The sequence below is a fragment of the Caulobacter ginsengisoli genome (genome assembly GCF_030814835.1).
Taxonomy (GTDB): domain Bacteria; phylum Pseudomonadota; class Alphaproteobacteria; order Caulobacterales; family Caulobacteraceae; genus Caulobacter; species Caulobacter ginsengisoli.
Window position 1 is genome coordinate 702,502 of the sequence record NZ_JAUSVS010000002.1, and the last position, 20,985, is coordinate 723,486.

Annotated in this window: 20 protein-coding genes; 15 read left to right on the plus strand and 5 right to left on the minus strand. The window is 68.6% G+C overall.

Annotated elements, in window-relative coordinates:
- Positions 1 to 49 precede the first annotated feature (49 nt).
- From guaB to lpdA, 10 genes are all read left to right on the plus strand, one after another.
- Positions 50 to 1,513 carry an IMP dehydrogenase gene (gene guaB, locus QO010_RS08830; RefSeq protein ID WP_307348297.1) on the plus strand — a complete coding sequence of 488 codons (1,464 nt, stop codon included), beginning with the start codon at positions 50 to 52 and terminating at the stop codon, positions 1,511 to 1,513.
- Between the two features lie 24 nt (positions 1,514 to 1,537).
- Positions 1,538 to 1,933: an MAPEG family protein gene (locus QO010_RS08835; protein WP_307348299.1), complete on the plus strand. Its 396-nt coding sequence runs from the start codon at positions 1,538 to 1,540 to the stop codon at positions 1,931 to 1,933.
- 12 nt (positions 1,934 to 1,945) lie between these two features.
- Entirely contained in the window at positions 1,946 to 3,181 is a 1,236-nt protein-coding gene (locus tag QO010_RS08840) for an RsmB/NOP family class I SAM-dependent RNA methyltransferase (RefSeq protein WP_307348301.1), read from the plus strand.
- 160 nt (positions 3,182 to 3,341) lie between these two features.
- Positions 3,342 to 4,889, plus strand: a complete 1,548-nt coding sequence (gene guaA / locus QO010_RS08845; protein WP_307348303.1) for a glutamine-hydrolyzing GMP synthase — start codon at positions 3,342 to 3,344, stop codon at positions 4,887 to 4,889.
- Positions 4,890 to 5,005: 116 nt separating this feature from the next.
- Positions 5,006 to 5,479, plus strand: a complete 474-nt coding sequence (locus tag QO010_RS08850) for a VOC family protein (RefSeq protein ID WP_307348305.1) — start codon at positions 5,006 to 5,008, stop codon at positions 5,477 to 5,479.
- A 22-nt stretch (positions 5,480 to 5,501) separates the two neighbouring features.
- Entirely contained in the window at positions 5,502 to 6,395 is an 894-nt protein-coding gene (locus QO010_RS08855) for an alpha/beta fold hydrolase (RefSeq protein WP_307348307.1), read from the plus strand.
- 268 nt (positions 6,396 to 6,663) lie between these two features.
- Positions 6,664 to 7,905 (plus strand): thiamine pyrophosphate-dependent enzyme, encoded by a 1,242-nt coding sequence (locus tag QO010_RS08860; protein ID WP_307348309.1) that lies wholly within the window; start codon positions 6,664 to 6,666, stop codon positions 7,903 to 7,905.
- Between the two features lie 2 nt (positions 7,906 to 7,907).
- Positions 7,908 to 8,969, plus strand: coding sequence for an alpha-ketoacid dehydrogenase subunit beta (locus tag QO010_RS08865; protein WP_307348311.1), 1,062 nt, complete (start codon positions 7,908 to 7,910; stop codon positions 8,967 to 8,969).
- A gap of 4 nt (positions 8,970 to 8,973) precedes the next feature.
- Positions 8,974 to 10,269: a dihydrolipoamide acetyltransferase family protein gene (locus tag QO010_RS08870; RefSeq protein ID WP_307348314.1), complete on the plus strand. Its 1,296-nt coding sequence runs from the start codon at positions 8,974 to 8,976 to the stop codon at positions 10,267 to 10,269.
- A gap of 4 nt (positions 10,270 to 10,273) precedes the next feature.
- Complete coding sequence (gene lpdA / locus QO010_RS08875) at positions 10,274 to 11,671, plus strand: dihydrolipoyl dehydrogenase (RefSeq protein ID WP_307348316.1); 1,398 nt, start codon at positions 10,274 to 10,276, stop codon at positions 11,669 to 11,671.
- A gap of 5 nt (positions 11,672 to 11,676) precedes the next feature.
- Here lpdA and QO010_RS08880 read toward each other — a convergent pair whose 3' ends face one another.
- Positions 11,677 to 12,381 (minus strand): DUF899 family protein, encoded by a 705-nt coding sequence (locus QO010_RS08880; RefSeq protein WP_307348317.1) that lies wholly within the window; start codon positions 12,379 to 12,381, stop codon positions 11,677 to 11,679.
- Positions 12,382 to 12,552: 171 nt separating this feature from the next.
- Here QO010_RS08880 and QO010_RS08885 point away from each other — a divergent pair, with 171 nt between their 5' ends.
- A complete protein-coding gene (locus QO010_RS08885) occupies positions 12,553 to 12,939 on the plus strand; it encodes an MmcQ/YjbR family DNA-binding protein (protein WP_307348318.1) in 387 nt (128 codons plus the stop codon).
- A 3-nt stretch (positions 12,940 to 12,942) separates the two neighbouring features.
- On the plus strand, positions 12,943 to 13,353 hold the full coding sequence (locus QO010_RS08890) for a hypothetical protein (RefSeq protein WP_307348320.1): 411 nt from the start codon (positions 12,943 to 12,945) through the stop codon (positions 13,351 to 13,353).
- Here the strand turns inward: QO010_RS08890 and QO010_RS08895 are convergent.
- The 3 genes from QO010_RS08895 to QO010_RS08905 all read right to left on the minus strand — a co-directional run bounded on the left by QO010_RS08895 (position 13,274) and on the right by QO010_RS08905 (position 16,868).
- Entirely contained in the window at positions 13,274 to 14,461 is a 1,188-nt protein-coding gene (locus QO010_RS08895; RefSeq protein ID WP_307348323.1) for an acyltransferase family protein, read from the minus strand. The two genes, QO010_RS08890 and QO010_RS08895, sit on opposite strands and share 80 nt — an antisense overlap.
- A gap of 102 nt (positions 14,462 to 14,563) precedes the next feature.
- Positions 14,564 to 15,649: a helix-turn-helix transcriptional regulator gene (locus QO010_RS08900; protein ID WP_307348324.1), complete on the minus strand. Its 1,086-nt coding sequence runs from the start codon at positions 15,647 to 15,649 to the stop codon at positions 14,564 to 14,566.
- Positions 15,650 to 15,707: 58 nt separating this feature from the next.
- Entirely contained in the window at positions 15,708 to 16,868 is a 1,161-nt protein-coding gene (locus tag QO010_RS08905) for an aromatic ring-hydroxylating oxygenase subunit alpha (RefSeq protein ID WP_307348326.1), read from the minus strand.
- Positions 16,869 to 16,898: 30 nt separating this feature from the next.
- On the opposite strand from QO010_RS08905, the gene QO010_RS08910 reads away from it, so the two are divergent.
- The 3 genes from QO010_RS08910 to QO010_RS08920 all read left to right on the plus strand — a co-directional run bounded on the left by QO010_RS08910 (position 16,899) and on the right by QO010_RS08920 (position 20,274).
- Positions 16,899 to 17,555, plus strand: coding sequence for a TetR/AcrR family transcriptional regulator (locus QO010_RS08910; protein WP_307348327.1), 657 nt, complete (start codon positions 16,899 to 16,901; stop codon positions 17,553 to 17,555).
- A 132-nt stretch (positions 17,556 to 17,687) separates the two neighbouring features.
- The gene (locus tag QO010_RS08915) at positions 17,688 to 18,812 is read left to right on the plus strand and encodes a patatin-like phospholipase family protein (RefSeq protein ID WP_307348330.1); all 1,125 of its coding nucleotides are present in this window, start codon (positions 17,688 to 17,690) and stop codon (positions 18,810 to 18,812) included.
- Positions 18,813 to 18,822: 10 nt separating this feature from the next.
- Positions 18,823 to 20,274, plus strand: a complete 1,452-nt coding sequence (locus QO010_RS08920) for a phospholipase D-like domain-containing protein (protein WP_307348332.1) — start codon at positions 18,823 to 18,825, stop codon at positions 20,272 to 20,274.
- Positions 20,275 to 20,290: 16 nt separating this feature from the next.
- Here QO010_RS08920 and QO010_RS08925 read toward each other — a convergent pair whose 3' ends face one another.
- Positions 20,291 to 20,845, minus strand: coding sequence for a cytochrome b (locus tag QO010_RS08925; protein ID WP_307348334.1), 555 nt, complete (start codon positions 20,843 to 20,845; stop codon positions 20,291 to 20,293).
- Positions 20,846 to 20,985 lie beyond the last annotated feature (140 nt).

Consider the following 20,985-nt stretch of genomic DNA (forward strand, 5'->3'; position numbering starts at 1 on the left):
ACTCACCCCCGCTTTGCAGGAATACCGCGCCCGCAAAACGGAGACTCCCATGGAGATTCGCGAAGGCCTGACCTTCGACGATGTTTTGCTTGAACCTGGTCCCTCGGAAGTGCTGCCGACCCAGGTATCCACGGAAACGCGTCTGACCCGCGAGATCGGGTTGAACATACCCCTGGTGTCCGCCGCCATGGACACGGTGACCGAAAGCCGGCTGGCCATCGCCATGGCTCAGGCTGGCGGCATGGGGATCCTGCACCGCAACCTGACCATCGACGAGCAGGCCGACCAGGTCCGCGAGGTCAAGCGTTACGAAAGCGGCATGGTCATCAACCCGCTGACCATCCACCCCGACACCACCTTGGCCGAGATCCGCGAGATCAAGGCCAGGAAACACATCTCTGGCTTTCCCGTCGTGGAGCCCGGAAGCGGCCGGCTGGTCGGCATCCTGACCAACCGCGATATGCGCTTCGAGCAGAACGGCGCGGCGCGGGCGCGGGACCTGATGACCCATGAGGGCCTGATCACCGTCCGCGAGGGGGTCACCCAGGCCGAGGCCCGCAGCCTCCTGCAGCGCAACAAGATCGAGCGGCTCATCGTCGTCGACGACGAGGGCCGGGCCATCGGCCTGATCACCGTCAAGGACATGGAAAAGGCCGAGGCCTATCCGTTCGCCGCCAAGGACGAGAAGGGCCGCCTGCGGGTCGGGGCCGCCTCGACCGTCGGCGAGGATGGCTTCCTGCGCTCCATGGCCCTGGTCGAGGCCGGGGTGGACGTGGTGGTCATCGACACCGCCCACGGCCACTCGGCCATGGTCGGCGAAGCTGTGCGCCGCCTCAAGCGCGAGAGCAACAAGGTCCAGATCATCGCCGGCAATGTCGCCACCTACGACGGCGCCCGGGCCCTGATCGACGCCGGGGCCGACGCGGTGAAGGTCGGCATCGGGCCGGGCAGCATCTGCACCACCCGCATCGTCGCCGGGGTGGGCGTGCCGCAGCTGACCGCCATCGAGGAGGCCGTCCGCGCCGCCCGCGACAGCCAGGTGCCGGTCATCGCCGACGGCGGGGTCAAGTCGTCCGGGGACCTGGCCAAGGCCATCGCCGTCGGGGCTTCCACGGTGATGATGGGCTCGATGTTCGCCGGTTCCGAAGAGGCGCCCGGCGAGGTCTTCCTCTATCAGGGCCGGTCGTACAAGACTTATCGCGGCATGGGCAGCCTGGGCGCCATGGCCCGCGGCTCGGCCGACCGCTACTTCCAGAAGGAAGTCAGCGATAGCTTGAAGCTCGTGCCCGAGGGCATCGAGGGCCAGACCCCCTACAAGGGGCCGATCGGGCCGGTCATTCACCAACTGGTCGGGGGTCTGCGCGCCGCCATGGGCTATACCGGCTCGGCCACCATTCCCGACCTGTGGGAGCGGGCCAGGTTCATTCGCATCACCGGGGCAGGCCTGCGCGAAAGCCATGTCCATGACGTGATGATCACCCGCGAGGCGCCGAACTATCAGGGCAGCGCTTAAGACGGGAAGGGGGAGGGCGAGACGATGACCTTTGAACTCTACATGCTGGCGGGGACCCTGGTCCTGGCCTTCATCCAGATCCTGCTGTTCGACATCGCCCGCACGGGCCAGTACGGACTGAAGTGGAATACCGGCGCGCGCGACGAGGAGATGCCGCCGCTCAATCCGGTGGCCAACCGGCTGCAGCGGGCGCAGAACAACCTCTTCGAGACCCTGCCGCTGTTCATCGGCGCGGTGTTGATCGCCCATGTCGCCGGCTGCGATGGCGTCCTGACCCATTGGGGCACGCTGATCTATCTGGCCGGACGGGTCGTCTATGTGCCGCTCTACGCCTTCGGGGTGAAGCAGCTGCGTTCTCTGGTCTGGCTGGTCTCCACCGCCGGCCTCCTGATGGTCTTCTGGGCCATCTTCTTCAACTAGATCGGGACTTAGGTGCGGGACGGCGGCAGGCTTTCAGCGGCGATCGAAGTGCTCTCCGACATGGAGGCTCGCCACAAGCCCGCCCGCCTGGCCCTCAAGGCCTGGGGTGATGGCGCCCGCTACGCTGGTTCCAAGGACCGCGCCTTTGTCTCCGGCCTGGTGCTGGACGTGCTCCGCCATCGCCGCTCGCTGGCCTGGGCGATGGGGGCCGAGACCGACCGCGTTCGCGTCGCCGGGGCCCTGCGCTGGCTGTGGGACTGGGATCTGGCCAGGATCGCCGCCGCCTATGGCGACGAACCGCACGGCCCCGGTCCTCTGACCAATGAAGAATCCAAGCGCCTCTCCGGCGACCTCGACCTCTCGCAGGCCCCGCCGCCGGTGGCCGGCGACTATCCCGACTGGCTCGACCCGCACATGGCCCGCGTTTTCGGCGAGACCCGCGCCGCCGAGGCCGCCGCCCTGGCCGCCCGCGCCCCGGTCGATCTGCGCGCCAACACCCTGAAGGCCGACGCTGGCAAGGTGCTGCATGCGCTTGAAGCCCAGGGCGCCGAGCCGGCCGGGCGCCTCCCCAACGCCGTGCGCCTGCCCGCGCCCGCCGCCAGCGAGCGGGCCGCCGCCGTCGAGGTGCATCCGGCCTTCGCCAAGGGCTGGTTCGAGGTCCAGGACCTGGGCTCGCAGATCGCCGCCGGCCTGGCGGGCGAGATCGCCGGCAAGCAGGTGCTGGACTACTGCGCCGGGGGCGGGGGCAAGACGCTCGCCCTGGCTGCGGCCATGGGCAACAAGGGCCAGCTCTACGCCTATGACAGCGACGCCCGGCGGATGACCGACATCACCCCGCGCAGCCAGCGGGCCGGGGTGCGCAACCTGCAGATCCGCACCCCGATGGAGAAGGACCCGCTGCGGGGCCTCGACGCGAAGATGGATGTCGTTTTCGTCGACGCCCCCTGCACCGGCTCGGGCACCTGGCGACGTCACCCCGACGCCAAGTGGCGGCTCTCGGCCGAACAGCTGGAGCGCCGGCTGGGCGAGCAGGACGCGGTGCTGGACCAGGCCGCCCCCTTCGTGAAGCCCGGCGGCCGGCTGATCTACGTCACCTGCAGCCTCTTCGCCGAGGAGAACGAGGATCGCGTCGCCGCCTTCCTCGAGCGGCATCCTGACTTCGCTTCCACCGAGCCGCCGTTGCGTCTCTCACCGCTGACGGACGGCACAGACGGCTTCTTCGGCGCCGTGCTGGAAAAAGCGCCTTGAGCCACTTTCCCACCCCGCTCTTCCCCCTCTGGGGGAAGTGGCCCGGAGGGCCGATGGGGGCTACATCCACGGGCGTCCGTGGATGTAGCCCCCTCAGTCACTTCGTGACAGCTCCCCCTGAGGGGGAGCAGCAGTCCACCGCCATTCCGGAGCGCCTCTCGTGACCGACCGCCACCAGCCCGTCCTGATCGTCGACTTCGGCAGCCAGGTGACCCAGCTGATCGCCCGCCGGGTGCGCGAGAGCGGCGTCTATTGCGAGATCCACCCCTACGACAAGGCCGAGGCCGCCCTCTTCGCCCTACAGCCCGCCGCCATCATCCTCTCCGGCGGCCCGGCCAGCACCACCGAGGACGAAAGCCCCCGGGCCGCCAGGGCGCTGTTCGAGGCCGGCGTGCCGGTGCTGGGCGTCTGCTATGGCGAACAGACCATGGTCGCCGAGCTGGGCGGGGCGGTGGAGACCGGTCATCACCGCGAGTTCGGCCGGGCCGAGATCGCCATCACCCGCGATAGCCCGCTGTTCGCCGGCCTTGGCGAACACCAGCAGGTCTGGATGAGCCACGGCGACAAGATCACCGCCATCCCCGAGGGCTTCCAGGTCATCGCCACCTCGTCCGGCTCGCCCTTCGCCGCCATCGCCGACGAGGCGCGCCAGTTCTACGGGGTGCAGTTCCATCCCGAGGTGGTCCACACCCCGCACGGCGCCCAGATCTACCGCAACTTCACCCACGGCATCGCCGGCCTCTCCGGCGACTGGACCATGGCCGCCTTCCGGGGCGAAGCCATCGCCCGCATCCGCGCCCAGGTCGGCAAGGGCAAGGTCATCTGCGGCCTCTCCGGCGGGGTCGACAGCTCGGTGGCGGCGGTGCTGATCCACGAAGCCATCGGCGACCAGCTGACCTGCGTCTATGTCGACACCGGCCTGATGCGGCTGGGTGAGAGCGAGCAGGTCGTCTCGCTGTTCAGGAACCACTACAACATCCCGCTGATCCACGTTGATGCGTCTGAACAATTCCTCGGCGAGCTGGCCGGGATCAGCGACCCGGAAACCAAGCGCAAGACCATCGGACGTCTGTTCATCGAGGTCTTCGACCGTGAGGCCGGCAAGATCGACGGGGCAGAGTTCCTGGCCCAGGGCACCCTCTATCCGGACGTCATCGAGAGCGTCTCGGCCAAGGGCGGCCCCTCGGCGGTGATCAAGAGCCACCACAATGTCGGCGGCCTCCCCGACTTCATGAAGCTCAAGCTGGTCGAGCCCCTGCGCGAACTCTTCAAGGACGAGGTCCGGGTCCTGGGCGTCGAACTGGGCCTGCCCCCGGCCTTTGTCGGCCGCCACCCCTTCCCGGGCCCGGGCCTGGCCATCCGCATCCCCGGCGAGATCACCCCCGAAAAGGTCGCCACCCTCCAGAAGGCCGACGCCATCTACCTGGAGGAAATCCGCAACGCCGGCCTCTACGACCAGATCTGGCAGGCCTTCGCCGTCCTGCTCCCCGTCAAGACCGTCGGCGTCATGGGCGACGCCCGCACCTATGAGGACGTCTGCGCCCTGAGGGCGGTGACCTCGACGGACGGGATGACGGCGGACTTCTACGAGTTTCCGTGGGCCGTGCTGGCCAAGGCGGCGACGCGGATCATCAATGAAGTCAAGGGGATCAACCGGGTAGTCTATGACGTTACGTCAAAGCCGCCGGGGACGATCGAGTGGGAGTAGGGAGCCCTGGGGTTTCCGGCGTGTCGACAGAAGGCGCGGAAAAAACGATCGCGCGCTGTCGGAAGTTGTCGACCTGACCCGTCCTTGGGGCAGGACGAAAGCGAAAGGACACGCACATGGCCAAGAACACGATCTGCCTCTGGTTCGACAAGGACGCCGAGGCCGCCGCCCGCTTCTATGCCCAGACCTTCCCCGACAGCGCTGTGGGCGCGGTTCACCGCGCGCCCAGTGACTTCCCATCCGGCAAGAAGGGCGATGTGCTGACGGTCGAATTCACGGTGGCCGGCGTCGCCTGCATCGGGCTCAACGGCGGTCCCGTATTCAAGCAGAGCGAAGCCTTCTCGTTCCAGATCGCCACCGACGATCAGGCCGAGACCGACCGCTACTGGAACGCCGTCGTCGGCAATGGCGGCCAGGAGAGCGCCTGCGGCTGGTGCAAGGACCGGTGGGGCGTCTCCTGGCAGATCACGCCGCGCGTGCTGACCGAGGCGATGGCGGCCGGCGGCGATGAAGCCAGGCGGGCGTTCGACGCGATGATGGACATGAAGAAGATCGACGTCGCCGCCATCGAGGCGGCGCGACGCGGGTGACGCGCTGGGCGGTTCTATCGACATGTTCGATGGTTTCGAGAGCGCCGATATCCCGACCGGCGAGACGCATATCTTCGTTCGCCACGGCGGCTCGGGGCCGCCGGTGCTTCTGCTGCACGGTTTTCCCCAGACCCACCTGATGTGGCGTGGCGTGGCGCCGATCCTCGCCCGCGACTTCAGCGTCGTGTGCGCCGACTTGCGGGGGTACGGCCAGAGCGGCTGTCCGCCCTCCACTTCCGACCATGCGCCCTACGCCAAGCGCGCCATGGCGCGGGACATGGTCGCGGTGATGCAGGCGCTGGGGTTCGAGCGTTTCAGCGTGGCGGGCCATGATCGCGGCGGCCGTGTGGCCTATCGGCTCGCCCTGGATCATCCTGAACGGATAGAGCGGCTGGCCGCGCTCGACATCCTGCCGACGGAGACGGTCTGGGCGCGCGCCGACGCCAGGCTGGCGCTCAGCTTCTGGCCCTGGTCGCTGCTGGCGCAGCCCGCCCCGCTGCCGGAGCGACTGCTTGGCGGGGCGCCCGAAGCGGTGATCGACGACGCGCGTGACCAGTGGGGATCGGCCAGCTCCGCCTTTCCCGGCCATATCCATGCCGCCTATGTGGACGCGTTGCGCGATCCGGCTCACCTCCACGCCATCTGCGAGGAATACCGGGCCGCGGCCGGCCTTGATCGGACGCACGACCAGGCAGACCTGGCGGCCGGACGACGTATCGAATGCCCGTTGCTGGCGCTCTGGGCTGCGCCGGGCGCCCTGGACGATTGGTACGCCGAGGCGGGCGGGCCGCTGGCGCTTTGGCGCGCCTGGGCCAGAGACGTGCGGGGCCAGGCGGTCAGAGCAGGTCACTTCTTTCCGGAGGAGATTCCGGAGAAAACCGCGCTGGCGCTGGCCGAATTTTTTGCCGGACGCTGAACAATAGAAGGCGCGCGCTCTGGAATGCAGCGCCGCCGGAGCGCCGGCCCGCGGTGAAGGCCACGACCAAGCAATATCCTTGTCAACCATCGACATGTGCCGGTAGAATGTTCCTTTCCGGACGCGCCTGTTGGTGAGAACGACCTCAGTCACCGGAATATTGGGACTTTTTCGCCAAATGCGCTTAAGGCGCGTCACCCTTCGGGCCCGGTTGCGCGTTGCATCGGGCGCGCAGCTGCACTGACCATTCACCTGGGACTGAACCGTCATGGCGTCATTGAAGAACAGTCGGGCGCTGAGTCTCCGTATTCCGGAGCCGCGCTTTCGGCCTGGCGAGACGGCGGACTTCTCCAACCTCAACATTTCCGAGGCCGGCGTCATGCCGCGCCCGGAGGTCGACACCCAGCCTAAGGACATGCGTGACCTGGCCTATGGCCTGGTGCGGGTGCTGGACAAGGACGGCCAGGCGGTCGGGCCGTGGAATCCCGGCCTGGACATCGCCACGCTGAAGCGCGGCCTGCGCAATATGATGCTGACCCGGGTCTATGACGAGCGGCTGTTCCGCGCCCAGCGCCAGGGCAAGACCAGCTTCTACATGAAGTGCACCGGCGAGGAGGCGGTGTCGATCGCCCCGGCCATGGTGCTGAACCATGACGACATGTGCTTCCCGACCTATCGCCAGCAGGGGATCCTGATCGCCCGCGGCTATCCCATCGTCGAGATGATGAACCAGGTCTTCTCCAACGCGCTCGACCCGATGAAGGGCCGCCAGCTGCCGGTGATGTACTCCTCCAAGGCCCATGGCTTCTTCACCATTTCCGGCAACCTGGGCACCCAGTTCACCCAGGCCGTGGGCTGGGCCATGGCCTCGGCCCTGAAGGGCGACGACCGCATCGCCTCGGCCTATATCGGCGACGGCTCCACGGCGGAGGGCGACTTTCACCACGCCCTGACCTTCGCCGGGGTCTATCGCGCCCCGGTGATCCTCAACATCGTCAACAATCAGTGGGCCATCTCCTCCTTCCAGGGCATAGCCGGGGGCGAGGACGCCCCGTTCGCCTCGCGGGCCATCGGCTACAACCTTCCGGCCCTGCGGGTGGACGGCAACGACTTCCTGGCCGTCTATGCGGCGACCCAGTGGGCGATGGAGCGGGCCAGGTCCAATCTGGGCGCCACCGTGATCGAGCACTTCACCTACCGGGCCGAGGGCCATTCCACCTCCGACGATCCGGGCCGCTACCGGCCCGCCCAGGAGGCCAAGCTCTGGCCGCTGGGCGATCCCATCGAGCGGCTGAAGAACCACCTGATCCATCTCGGCGAATGGTCGGACGACGACCAGCAGGCCCTGCACGCCGAGCTGGTCGAACTGGTCCGGGCCGCCGGCAAGGAGTCGGAGTCGCACGGCACCCTGCACGCCGGCGACCGGCCCAGCGTCAAGACCATGTTCGAGGACGTTTACAAGGAAATGGACTGGCGCCTGATCCGGCAACGGCAGGAACTGGGGATCTGACCATGAACAAGCCGATCACCAAGCCAACCGCCGCCACTGAGGCGCCCGAAACGATCAAGATGAACATGATCCAGGCCATCAACTCGGCCATGGACGTGATGCTGGGACGCGATCCCGATGTGCTCGTGTTCGGCGAGGACGTCGGCTATTTCGGCGGCGTCTTCAACGCCACCGAGGGCCTGCAGAAGAAGTTTGGCCTCAACCGCTGCTTCGACACCCCAATCTCCGAGGCCGGCCTGATCGGCACCGCGGTCGGCATGGCCGCCTACGGCCTGCGCCCCTGCGTGGAGATCCAGTTCGCCGACTACATCTACCCTGGCTACGACCAGATCGTCTCGGAGGCCGCCCGGCTGCGCTACCGCTCGGCGGGCGACTTCTGGTGTCCGATGACCATCCGCAGCCCCTATGGCGGCGGCATCTTCGGCGGCCAGACCCACAGCCAGAGCCCCGAGGCTCTGTTCACCCATGTCGCCGGGATCAAGACGGTCATCCCGTCCACCCCTTACGACGCGAAGGGCCTGCTGATCGCGGCCATCGAGGACGACGACCCGGTGGTGATCTTCGAGCCCAAGCGGCTCTACAACGGCCCGTTCGACGGCAATCCGGACAACCCCGTCACGCCCTGGCAGAAGATCGAGGGCAACGACGTGCCCGTGGGCCATTACGTGGTGCCGCTGGGCAAGGCCCGCATCGCCCGCGCCGGCAATGAGGTCACCGTCCTGGCCTATGGCACCATGGTGCATGTCGCCATCGCCTCGGCCGAGACGGCGGGCGTCGACGCCGAGGTGGTCGATCTGCGCACCCTCTCGCCGGTGGACATCGAGTCCATCACCGCCTCGGTGAAGAAGACCGGCCGCTGCGTCATCGTCCACGAGGCGACGCGGACCTCCGGTTTCGGGGCCGAACTCTCGGCCTTGGTCCAGGAAGCCTGTTTCTACCATCTGGAAGCGCCCATCGAGCGGGTCACCGGTTGGGATACGCCGTATCCCCACGCCTTCGAATGGGAGTATTTCCCCGGTCAGAAGCGCATCGGGGCGGCCCTCAAGCGCGTGATGGAGGCTTAGAGGCGTGGGACGTTTCGTCTTCAAACTGCCCGACCTGGGCGAAGGCACCGCTGAGGCCGAGATCGTCGCCTGGCACGTTAAGATCGGCGACATGGTCGCCGAGGACGCGCCGCTGGTCGACATGCTGACCGACAAGGCGACGGTGGAGATGACCTCGCCGGTCGCCGGCAAAGTGATCGAGATCGCCGGCGCGCCCGGTGAGATGGCGGCGGTCGGCGGCGCCATCGCGGTGTTCGAGGTCGAAGGATCCGGCAACGCGGCCGACGAGGCGTCCCCGAAGGCCCAGCCCAAGCCCGTCGCCGAGGTCGTGCAGGCCCCCCCGCCGGTCGTCGAAAAGGCCGAAGCGCCGCCGCCCGCGCCTCAACCCACCCCGCCGCGCCAACCGGTCGAAACCGTCGCCCACGCCATCCCTGATCGCGCCCCCGGCGAAAAGCCGCTGGCCTCGCCGGCCGTGCGCCGCCGGGCGGAGGACCTGGGGGTCAAGCTCGGCCATGTCGCCGGGACCGGCCCGGCCGGCCGGATCACCCATGAGGATCTCGACGCCTTCATCGCCGGCGCCCGCTCCGGTCCGGCCGCCTCGGCCCCGACCCTCGCCAGGCGCACCGCCGTCGAGGAGGTCAAGGTCATCGGCATGCGGCGGGCCATCGCCCGCCAGATGCAGGAGTCCAAGCGCCGCATCCCGCACTTCGCCTATGTCGAGGAAGTCGACATGACGGAGCTGGAGGACCTGCGCGTCCATCTCAACGCCACCAAGCGCGCTGACCAGCCCAAGCTGACCATGCTGCCCTTCATGATGCGGGCCCTGGTGCGGGTGCTGCCGGCCTATCCGCAGATCAACGCCCGCTTCGACGACGAGGCGGGGGTCGTGCACCGCTATGCCGGCGTCCATATCGGCATCGCCACCCAGACCTCCAACGGCCTGATCGTGCCGGTGGTCAGGCATGCCGAGACCCTGGACGTCTGGGCCGCCGCCGCCGAAGTGGCGCGGGTCGCCGAGATCGCCCGCTCCGGCAAGGGTTCCAAGGACGACCTGTCGGGCTCGACCATCACCCTGACCTCGCTGGGCCCGCTGGGCGGCATCGCCACCACGCCGGTGATCAACCACCCGGAAGTGGCCATCATCGGGCCCAACAAGATCGTCGACCGTCCCGTCGTCCGCCACGGCCAGATCGCCGTGCGCAAGATGATGAACCTGTCGTCGTCCTTCGATCACCGGGTCGTGGATGGCTACGACGCCGCGGAGTTCATCCAGCGGGTCAAGGCCATGCTGGAACACCCCGCCACCCTGTTCATGGACTGACCTCGTGACCGAAACCATCACCACCCGCCTGCTGATCCTCGGCGGCGGCCCGGGCGGCTATGTGGCGGCGATCCGCGCCGGCCAGCTGGGCATCGACACCGTGCTGGTCGAGGGCGACCGGCTGGGCGGCACCTGCCTGATCCGCGGCTGCATCCCCTCCAAGGCGCTGATCCATGTGGCTTCGAAGTTCGAGGGCATGGCCGAGGCCGCGCACGGGGCCAAGGACGGCATCTCCCTCTCGGCGGCGCCGGTGCTCGACATGGCCAAGACCGTGGCCTGGAAGGAGACGGTGGTCGACAAACTGAACAGCGGCGTTACCGCGCTGCTCAAGCGCGCCAAGACCCGGGTCGTCGCCGGCTGGGGCCGCTTCAGCGACGCCAAGACCTGCCATGTCGAGACCAAGGACGGGCCAGTCGTCATCAAGGCCGAACACGTGATCCTGGCGGCCGGTTCGATCGCCACGGCCCTGCCGCACATCCCCTTCGGCGGCGACGTGATCTCCTCGACCGAAGCGCTGGCGCTGAGCGAACTGCCCAAGCGTCTGGCGGTGATCGGGGCGGGGTATATTGGCCTGGAGCTTGGCTCAGCCTTCCGCAAGTTCGGCTGCGAGGTGACCGTGGTCGAGGCCCAGGACCGCATCCTGCCGCTCTATGACGATGCGCTGACCAAGCCGGTGAAGGCCTGGCTGGATAAGGCCGGCGTCACCCTGCATCTGTCGGCCAAGGCCACGGGCTGGGACAAGGGCGAGCTGGTGGTGGACAAGGGCGGCGAGACCCTGCGCATCCCCGCCGACAAGCTGCTGGTCACCGTCGGCCGGCGGCCCCGGACCGAGGGCTGGGGCCTGCAGGAGATGGGCGTCGACATGGACGGCGCCTTCGTCCGCGTGAACGACAAGATGCAGACCTCGATGAGCGGCGTCTACGCCATCGGCGACTTGGTCGGCGAGCCGATGCTCGAGCACAAGGCCGCCGCCCAGGCCCATGTCGCCGTCGAGGTCATCGCCGGCCAGAACCGCCGCTTCGATCCGGCGACCATTGCCGCGGTTTGCTTCACCGAGCCGGAGATCGTCTCGGCCGGCCTGCTGCCGAAAGAGGCCGAGGCCGCCGGCCACGACCCGGTCAGCGCCATCTTCCCCTTCCAGGCCAACGGCCGGGCCCTCTCCATGGAGGCCGGCGACACCGGCGGTTTCGTGCGGGTGGTGGCGCGCAAGTCCGATCACCGCGTGGTCGGCCTGCAGGCGGTCGGCGCCCATGTCTCAGAGTTATCGGGCGAGTTCGCCATGTCCATCGAGATGGGCGCGCGGCTGGAAGACTTCGCCGGGACCATCCACGTCCACCCGACGTTGAGCGAAGCCGTCCATGAGGCGGCGTTGCGGGCGCTGGGACACGCCATCCATATCTGACGGGGTCAGTAGCTGAGCTTGGGGTACCAGTCCGTCCCGCGGCCGTCCGGCGTCAGGTCCAGGATCGACCAGAGCGAGGCGATGTCGGGCGCGTCGCGCGGATCCTGCCCCGGATCGGCCATCTCCAGGGTCATCTCGCTCGACCAGAACAGCCGCACCTTGTCGCCGTCCTTGCGGAAGACGACCAGCGCGGGGCTCTCGCCGCCCTTGGCGTCTATCAGGCCAAGGTCGTTGGCATAGTCGTCGCCGACCGTCTGGATGAAGTTGAGGTCCCGCCAACCGCGTTCCTGGGCGAACAGGAACTGCCGTTCGACGGGGCTGCGGCCCAGGATCTTGAGGGCGACGCGCTGCTTGATATCGGCGGCGTTGCCGTTCACCGCCCCCAGCCAGTTCGTACACATCGGGCATGGCCGTTCCCGCTGCGGACCGTACATCCAGAAATAGGTGACCAGGGTGTCGTGCTCGCCGAACAGGTCGATCAGCCCGACCTCGAACGCCTGCTCGTCCTTGAAGCGGTAGTTCTTCTCGATCACCGGTCCCGGCGGCAGGGCGCGGCGCTGTTCGGCCACGCGGGTCATGTGGCGGCGGAACTCGATCTCCTCGGCCAGCAGGGCCTGGCGCGCCTCGCGATAGGCGTCGCTCTCGCCCGGAAACGGGGTCTTGGCTTTCGACGCCAGCGCCTGGGCCGACGCAAGAGGTTGGACCGTCATGTCATGCATCCTTGTTCCGCGGGCGCGGCCTTCCGGCTGGGGCCGGCCAAGAAAAGCGGTTGCCGCCGCCTGTCGCAAGGCAATCTAACCTGCCGGCGCCGCGATTGTTCCTGAGGTTGTCCGTCCAGCCCCGGCGGCGTTAGGCTCAAGGCCCGCCCGCGGAGCCCCATCTTGGACTTCCCCGCCCGAACCACCGCCCTGAAGGCCATCCTAGACGCCATGCCCGGCGCGGCGGGGTCGCCGATGACCGCCTCGCGGGGCACGCTGCCGCTGGTGCTGATCTACAAGGTCATGGGCAAGATGTTCGCCATCCTGGCCGTGCGGGGGACCGAGAACGTTATCCTGAAATCCGATCCGCACATGGCCGAGATCCTGCGCGAACAGTATGCGGGCGTTGGCCACCGCTCGCACCTGGACCGGCGGTTCTGGATCAGCGTCGACCTCGACGCCGATGTGCCGGCCGAGGAGATCGAAAGCCTGGCCGCGCGGTCGTATGAGCTGGTGCGCGACGGGCTCACCCGGAAGCAAAAGGCCGAGCTGGCCGCTTTGTCGGCCTGATCTATGGCCTACGCGATCAAGGCTGAGATTGCCGATTCAGGGGCGGAGACCTTCGTCTTCACCGCCCAGAAGACCATGTACGGCGGCAAGCGGATCGCCGTGGGCGACACGGTCTTCCTGTTCGCCAGCGAGACCAAGGGCGGGCAGGGGCTGGTCGCGCGGGGCGTGGTCACCGCCGCCGAGGCCATCCCGCTGAAACCGGGCGTCGAGCGGCAGACGCCGCGGGTCAGTATCGCCGTCAACCGCACCGCCCTGGCCAGCCGGCCCCTGGGGCGGCGCGAGCTCAAGGCGTTCGCGGACTGGCAGGACGGCCGGCCGCAGACCGAGCTCAATTTCAAGTTCTACCGCCAGGCGACGAACAAGATTGTTGGGCTGTCAGAGCCGGCGGCGGCGTTCCTGGCTGGGTATTTTTGACACCGAACAGGAGGCGGGTCGCGGCGAAGGGCCGGATGGCCAGGTGATAGAGGACCAGCGAACCCAGCGAGGCCGCGGCGATCAGCAGCCCGACTTCCAGCCCCAGCGGCAGGCGCAGGGGGAACAGCCAGAAGGCGCTGACCAGCATCACCGGCTGGTGCAGCACATAGACCGGCAGGATGGCCTGGTTGAGATAGGTCAGCACCGCCGAACCCCGGTTGAGATAATGGGCCGCATAGCCGGCCAGGGCCAGGATGGTGGTCCAGCCATAGAGGCCGCTGGCCAGGTTCCAGCCGATCTTCTGGGCCAGCGGATCGATGCCCGGGACGCTGGCGAGGGCGTGAACGGCGAACTGCAAGGCCAGCAGGGCCAGCGCGCCAAGGCCCAGCGTCGCGCGCCGCTTCTCCAGGAAGGCCCAGGCGTCGTCGCGGAAGGCCAGGGCGGCGCCGGCCGCGAACAGGCCGATCCAGCGCAGATGGCAGCCCCAGTCGTCGACGAAGCCGTCGGTCCGGGGCGCCACCGTGTCGACGATCAGGTTGGTCGCCGCCAGCCACAGGGCGGGCGCGATCAGCAGCACCGCCAGCGGCAAGGCCCGCCCGCCGCGCCGTCCGAACAGTTTGAACAGGGCGGCAAAGCCCAGGACATAGGCCTGCAGATAGACCAGGAACCACAGGTGATCCCAGGTCGGCATGGTCTTGTGCAGCGGCGCGACCAGCGTCTGGTCGGCGCGCAGGTAGGACGACCACCAGAAGTCCAGATAGCCGGTGTGGACCAGCCCCTTGTCGACCAGCTCGACATAGGTCTGGGCGGGTATCACCAGAAACATGCCGGTGAGGATGACCGGCTGCAGCCGCGCCAGGCGGTCCAGGGTGAAGCGCCCCGGACCCAGTTTCTCGATCAGGAACCGGCAGGCGACGCCGGAAATGACGAACAGCAGCGCCATCCGCCAGGGGGTCAGGGCCAGCATGGCCCATTCCAGGTCCGGGAAGATCCTGGGGCTCTTCAGATTGTAGCGCCAGGTGACGTAGAGCATGCCGACGTGAAAGACGGCCAGCAGCGCAAAGGCGATGACGCGCATCCAGTCGAGGAAATAGCGGCGGGAGGGCATGGCGGGTCCGATCCATTGGGCGATGGACCGACCCTGGCAGGGCGTTTGCGGTCTGGCTGGCCGATTCCTGAAAACGGCCGGCGATTGCAGAAACCGGGGTCGTTATGCGGATTCTGGTGAGGCCTCCGCGGCCGCGCGCCAGACCGATGGGGTCTGGCCCGTCACCTCCCGGAAGGCCCGGTTGAAGGTGTTGATCGACTGGTAGCCGACGCTCAGGCCGATGGTCAGGATCGGCGTGCGGCGCAGCGCCGGGTCGCGCAGCTGCTCGCACGCCTCGGCGATCCGGTAGCTGTGCAGGAAGGCGTTGAAGTTGCGGTGGCCCAGCGCCTCGTGGATCAGCCGCCGCAGCCGGTATTCCGGCACGCCCACCCGCTCCGCCAGCACCCCCAGGGTCAGGTTGGGCTCGCGATAGACCAGCCCCTCGCTCAGCAATCGCTCCAGTCGCGCCAGCGCCGCGGCGTCGGCCGATTGCGCCGCGGGCGTGGCCCGCTCGCGGGGCCGGTCCGGGTCCAGGAGGCGGCTCTCGCCCATGTAGCGAAACAGCAGGCCTCCCATCAGCAGCAGGTTGGCGACGCCCAGTCCCAGATGGGTCTGGTAGTTGGCCAGGCTGTCTGCGGGGATCAGCCAGCGCAGCAGCAGGCTGGAGGCCACCACATTGATCCCCACCACGACCAGCACCAGGGCCCGGGCCCGCCGCCGGGCCTCGACCAGGTCGAACCGCCAGTCGGCCAGGGTCCAGTAGACGGCCAGGCCCGCGAACAGCAGCTGCAGCAGGGTCGGGGCGATCTGGGTGAGCAACGGCGCCAGGGCCGAGCCCGCCGGCAGCAGCCAGCGCACCGGCTCCTCCAGGAACAGCTGCGCCGCCAGCAGGCCCCAGAGGACCGGCGGCGGTCTCTGGCGGTCGGCGAACAGCCGGAAGACCAGCAGCATGAAAAGGCCTGGCGCCAGGTTACGTCCCAGGTTGAGCCACGGCCGCCACGCTCCAACCTCGATGCGCAGCGCCGGCGGGGTCCAGAGGCCGTACTCGGCCCGGCCAAGAATCACATGGCAGACCACGCTGACCGCGATCAGCGCGATCAGCTGGGCGGCGGGCTGGCGGGGATGGCTGGCCAGGACGCGGGCGGCCAGCAGCACCGCGCACACCACCGTGGCGACATCGACGGCGAAGAACAGCAGCGGCAGGTTCAACGGCGCTTCACCCCCTCGGGCTGGGACGCCGCTACTGGATCACGCCTCGCCGCCGCTGTCAGTCCCGATCACCGAGCACCTGCGCCAGGTTCCGGTGCAGCCGGGTGATCGCCCCCTCGAACAGCCCGAAGGTGAAGACCGAATTGGCATTGGCTGCCAGCCCACGCTGGACGGCGCTCTGCATCGCCCGGTCCTCGTCGGTGCCCTTGGTGACGAAGTCCTGGCCGCGCCTGACCGCCGCCTGCTCCTCCTCGCCCTCGGGGCGGCGGGTCAGGCTGTAGCTGACGATGACGGTGCGATCGATGGCCAGGGGCTCGAAGATGGTCAGCACCCGATGGGTCGGGAAGGTGGCCACCGCGGCGTTGGGGAACAGGTGATAGACCTGGGTCATTACCGGCTCGGTCCGCCGCTCGGCCGGCGGGGCGTCCCGCAGCCGCTCGATGTTCTGGTAGGGATAGCTGATCCGGCTGCCCCGCCCGAAGGCCTCGACCAGGTTGAGGTTGTCGTACTGGCGCGGGAAGAAGGTCTCTGCGTGGGTCGAGCGGATATGGTAGCCCTCCAGCACCCCTTCGGTGACGATCTTCCAGTTGGCCGGGATCAGCTGCTCGCCCGCGCCGAGGAACCGCCAGCCCTCGCCGATCAGGTCGGGGATGAGATCAAGGTCCGGTTTGGCCTCGCCGTCCTGGGTGACGAAGACAATGCCGTTCGCCTCGAAACAGCCGACCGGAACCAGCCCATGCTCGGCCTTGTCGACGCCCGGGAAGCCGTCGGGGTGCGGAATGCCGCGCAGCCGGCCGTCCAGCCCATAGGTCCAGCCGTGATAGGGGCAGGCGAGGGCGGCCTTGCAGCCGTGGCCCTCGGCGACCTGGGCGCCCCGATGGCGGCAGGCGTTGCGGAAGGCGCGGACCTGGCCGTCGGCGCCGCGCACCGCCAGGATCGGAATCATGGCCGCGTCCCGCGCCAGGTAGGAGCCGGTCCGGGGCAGGGCGGCGGACGGGCAGAAGGGCGTCGGCGTGCGGCGCATCACCTTTGACAGCTCGGCCTGGAAGCGCTCGGGCGAGCGGTAGTGCTCCACCGGCTCGCGCCAGACCGTGTCGGCGAGGTCCGTGGTCTGGTGGTCGATGTGACCCAGCAGGCGCTCGATCACCGTGGGCTCGTCGGCCAGACCCGGACGTCCGTCGTCGTCCTGCTGATGGAACTTCACCGCGTCCTCGGGCATAGTGGGCTCCTTACCGAGTGGTAGGGGAGTTTGTCTTACCGATCGGTAAGGCGTCAAGGGTGGAGATCGGCTATTTCGAGCGATGCGGCGGTCACCGATACGCGGGCCGATTTCCTGCGGGCGGCCAAGCGGCTGTTCGCCGAGCGCGGCTTCTATGGCGCCAGCATCGCCGCCATCGCCGACGAACTGGGCCTGACCAAGCAGGCGCTGCTGCACCATTTCGCCAGCAAGGAGCGGCTCTACGGCGAGGTCCTGGCCCAGATGGCGCAGAACCTGACCGCCATGATCGGCAAGGCCGGCGCGGGCGGCGCCGATCCCGAACAGCAGCTGGAGATCCTGTTTCAGCGCCTCTACGACAACACCCTGGACCATCCGCACGACACCCAGCTCCTGATGCGCGAACTGCTCGACAACCGGCCGCGCGCCGAGCACGCCCACAGCTGGCATATGCGCGATTTCCTGGACGGCCTGATCGCCCTGGCCCGCAAGACCCGCGGCGGCGCGGCGCTGGGCGACACGGAGATCCTGGCGCGGCTCTATCTGCTGATCGGGGCCATGACCTATGCGGCTGTCTCGGAACCGACCCTGCGCCAGATGTATGCCGAGGGCTTCGACTCCCTGCAGCGCCAGCTTCCGCTGGAAATCCGCCGGCTGGTGCTGACATCCTTCGGCGGAACGAAGGCCTGAAACCCGGCCCCTTCCGCATGAGGTAGACTAGGATCGACCGGTGCGCGACGCGCCCGGGTCTTTGGGAGACTGCACTTGGCCGAGACGGGATCGAATCCGCCATCCAGGCCGCGCCGCGCGGGCCGCAACCGCTTGCCGGCGCCGGTCGGGGTGTGCGCCGATCCAAAGGGCTTCAAGGGCGTGCGGCTCAGCTTCGAACAGGCCGAATCCTCACTCGACACGGTGGCCGACCGGCTGTCGCTGCCGCGCTCCGCCTGGAGCGGGTCGGGTTTCAACGTCCTGGCCATCTCTGGCGGGGCGGCGGGGGGCGCCTTTGGGGCGGGGGCCCTGGTCGGGCTTACCCAGGCCGGCGGCCGGCCCGAGTTCGCCATCGTCACCGGCGTCAGCACCGGGGCGCTGATCGCCCCGTTCGCCTTCCTCGGCCCTGAATGGGACGATCGGCTGCGCGACGCCTACACCGGCGGTCATGCCGCCCAGACCTTCAGCCTGGCCGGCTTCTCCCTGGCCCTGGAGGCCGGCGTCTACAGCACCCAGGCCCTGGAGCGGCTGATCCATCCCTTTGTCGACGATGCGCTGGTCGCCGCCGTGGCGGCGCAGCACCGGCTGGGACGCCGGCTTCTGGTGGCGACCACCAATCTCGACAGCCAAGCGCCCTGCATCTGGGACATGGGCGAGATCGCCGCCCGGGGCGGACCGGAGGCCACCCGGCTGTTCCGCGAGGTGCTGATCGCCTCCGCCAGCCTGCCGGGCCTCTTCCCGCCGCATCGGTTCGTCTGCGAGGCGGACGGAGTCGAATATGAGGAGATGCATATCGACGGCGGGGTCACCGCGCCCCTGTTCGTCTTCCCCGAGGCCCTCCTGCACTGGCGCAAGCTGGGCCGCCGGGTGCAGAGGGGCCGTATCTATGTGCTGATCAACACCGTCCTCGACCCGGCGGCGCGCACGACGGCGCCCAACCTGCCGGCCATCCTGGTGCGCAGCTTCGACACCATGCTGCGGGTCTCCTATCGCCAGGCGCTGAATGTCGCGGTGACCTTCTGCGCGGCCAACAATCTGCCCCTGAGCGTCGCCTCCATCCCCGACTCGCCGCAGGCCACGGCGAACGGCAGCATGCTCAGCTTCGACACCGCCAGTATGGGCCGCACCTTCGACGCCGCCCTCGAGGCCGCCAAGGCGCCCGACTTCTGGCGGGTTCCGATCGGACGGGTCGAACCCTGGGACGATCTGCTCGACTTTTTCCGGCCCGACGAGCCCTGAGGCGGCGTCGATGGATATCTTTGTCCCGGGAGCGACCTGCTGGCGAACCGAGACGGCCGCCCGCGCCACGATCTTCATCGACAACGAAACCTTCTATCCGGCCCTGGCGGAGGCGCTGACCCGGGCCCGTCATTCGGTGCTGGTCCTGGGCTGGGCGTTCGACCCGCGCACCCGCCTGGCGCCGGATGGGACCGAGGGGCCGGACGATCCAGACGAAATCGGTCGGATTCTGCTCGGCATGGTTCGCGCCAACCCCGCGCTGGATGTCCGGCTGCTGATCTGGAAGTCGGCGATGCTGGTCAATGGCAGTCCCGACTTCATCGGTCATCGGGCCCGGCGCTGGTTCAGGAATACCCCCGTGGATTTCAGGCTGGATGTCGCCCGGCCTTTCGGCGCCTGCCATCATCAGAAGGTCATCGTCATCGACGACCAGCTGGCCTTCTGCGGCGGCGGAGACATTGTCACCAACCGCTGGGACAGCCAGCATCACCGTCACGACGAGCCCCGGCGCCTGCTGCCCGACCGGGCCAAGCACCCCGCCCGGCACGAGGTGACCCTGATGGCCGACGGGGCCGCGGCGATGGCCCTGGGCGAGCTCTTTCGTGAGCGTTGGCGCGATGCCGGCGGGATCGAACCAGCCCGGCGCGGTCCGACCGAGGGCGACGCCTGGCCGGCGTCGGTCGCGCCGCGGTTCACCGATGTCGAAGTCGCCATCGCCCGCACCCGCCCCGCCCGGCGCGACCGGCCGGCGGTGACCGAGATCTTCGATCTGACCCTGGCCTGCATCGCCCAGGCGCGGCGGACCATCTACCTGGAGAACCAGTATTTCACCTCGCCCGTCATCGCCGAGGCCCTGGCCGCCCGGCTGGCCGAGCCCGATGGGCCGGAGGTGGTGCTGATCGTCACCGGCCGCGCGCCCAGCTGGTTCGACCGCCTGACCATGGACCATGCCCGCAACCCGGTGCTGCGGCGCCTGAGAGCCGCCGACGCCTTCGGCCGCTTCCGGGCCTGGTTTCCCCGCACCGAGAAGGGCGGACCCGTCCTTGTCCATTCCAAGGTGGCGATCCTCGATGACGAGGTTCTGCGGGTCGGTTCAGCCAACCTCAACAACCGCTCCGCCGGGTTCGACACCGAGTGTGAACTGGCCATCGAGGCGGCGAGGCCGGACGCGCGGGCGGCGGTGGCCAGCCTGCGCGATCAGTTGGTGAGCCACTTCCTGGGGGTATCCAGCCGGGCCCTCGTTCAGGCGCGCGGCGAGGCCGGTGGTCTGATCGGAGCCATCGAACGGCTGAACACCAAGGGGCGGCTTGCGCCGCTGGCTCCCGGCCGCCCGACGCTCTGGGAGGCTCTGGTCGGGGACTTCGGCCTGGGCGATCCCAGCGACGCTGCGGACAGCTGGCGGCCCTGGCGGCGGCGAAGCCGCCTGCGGGCCCTCATCGTCCGGGTCGCCCGGCGAGGCTGACGGGCCGCCCTTTCCGTCAGGGCGCGCGGCGGACCCAGAGCATGCGCTGGACGGTGCGGTCGCGGTCGATAACCAGATGCTTCAGCCCGCCCAGGACGTGCAGCACGATCAGCGGCCAGAACAGCTTGGCCGCGGCCTCGTGGACGAACTCGGCCGCTTCGTGCAGCCAATCGACGCGTGAGGAGAAGGGGCTGGGGATGGCGAACCAGTCGAAAACCCGGATGGGCCGGGCCGCGGACCAGATGACGGCCGGTCCGCTGATCAGCAGCAGGGCGATCATCACCAGGAAGAGAATCTGCACCAGGCCGGCGACCAGCCGCAGGGCCCGCTGCTTCTCGAGCGGCTCGGGTCGCGCCTGGGAAAGGTTCCAGAAGATCTGGGCGACCAGGAAGGCGAAGAGCAGCACGCCGACCGAGACATGGACCTGGCGCGCGGCCAGTTCCTGGGCCCGGTCGGCCGCCTCTTCCATACGCTCGCCCAGCAGGTAGAGCGTCACCACCGCGGCGGCTGCAATCCAGTGCAGGGCGATCGCCGCCCATCCGTAGGCCGTCCGCGTGTTGCGCCAAGACATGATCGAATCCCGTTCGACGGAAGAGGGCGGCATCGAACACTCATTCCCGTCCGCGGGAATTGATCTGGGTCAGACGTTTCGCCCGCCAACTTTCGCTGGAAATCCGCCGGCCGGTGCTGACATCCTTCGGCGCACCGCAG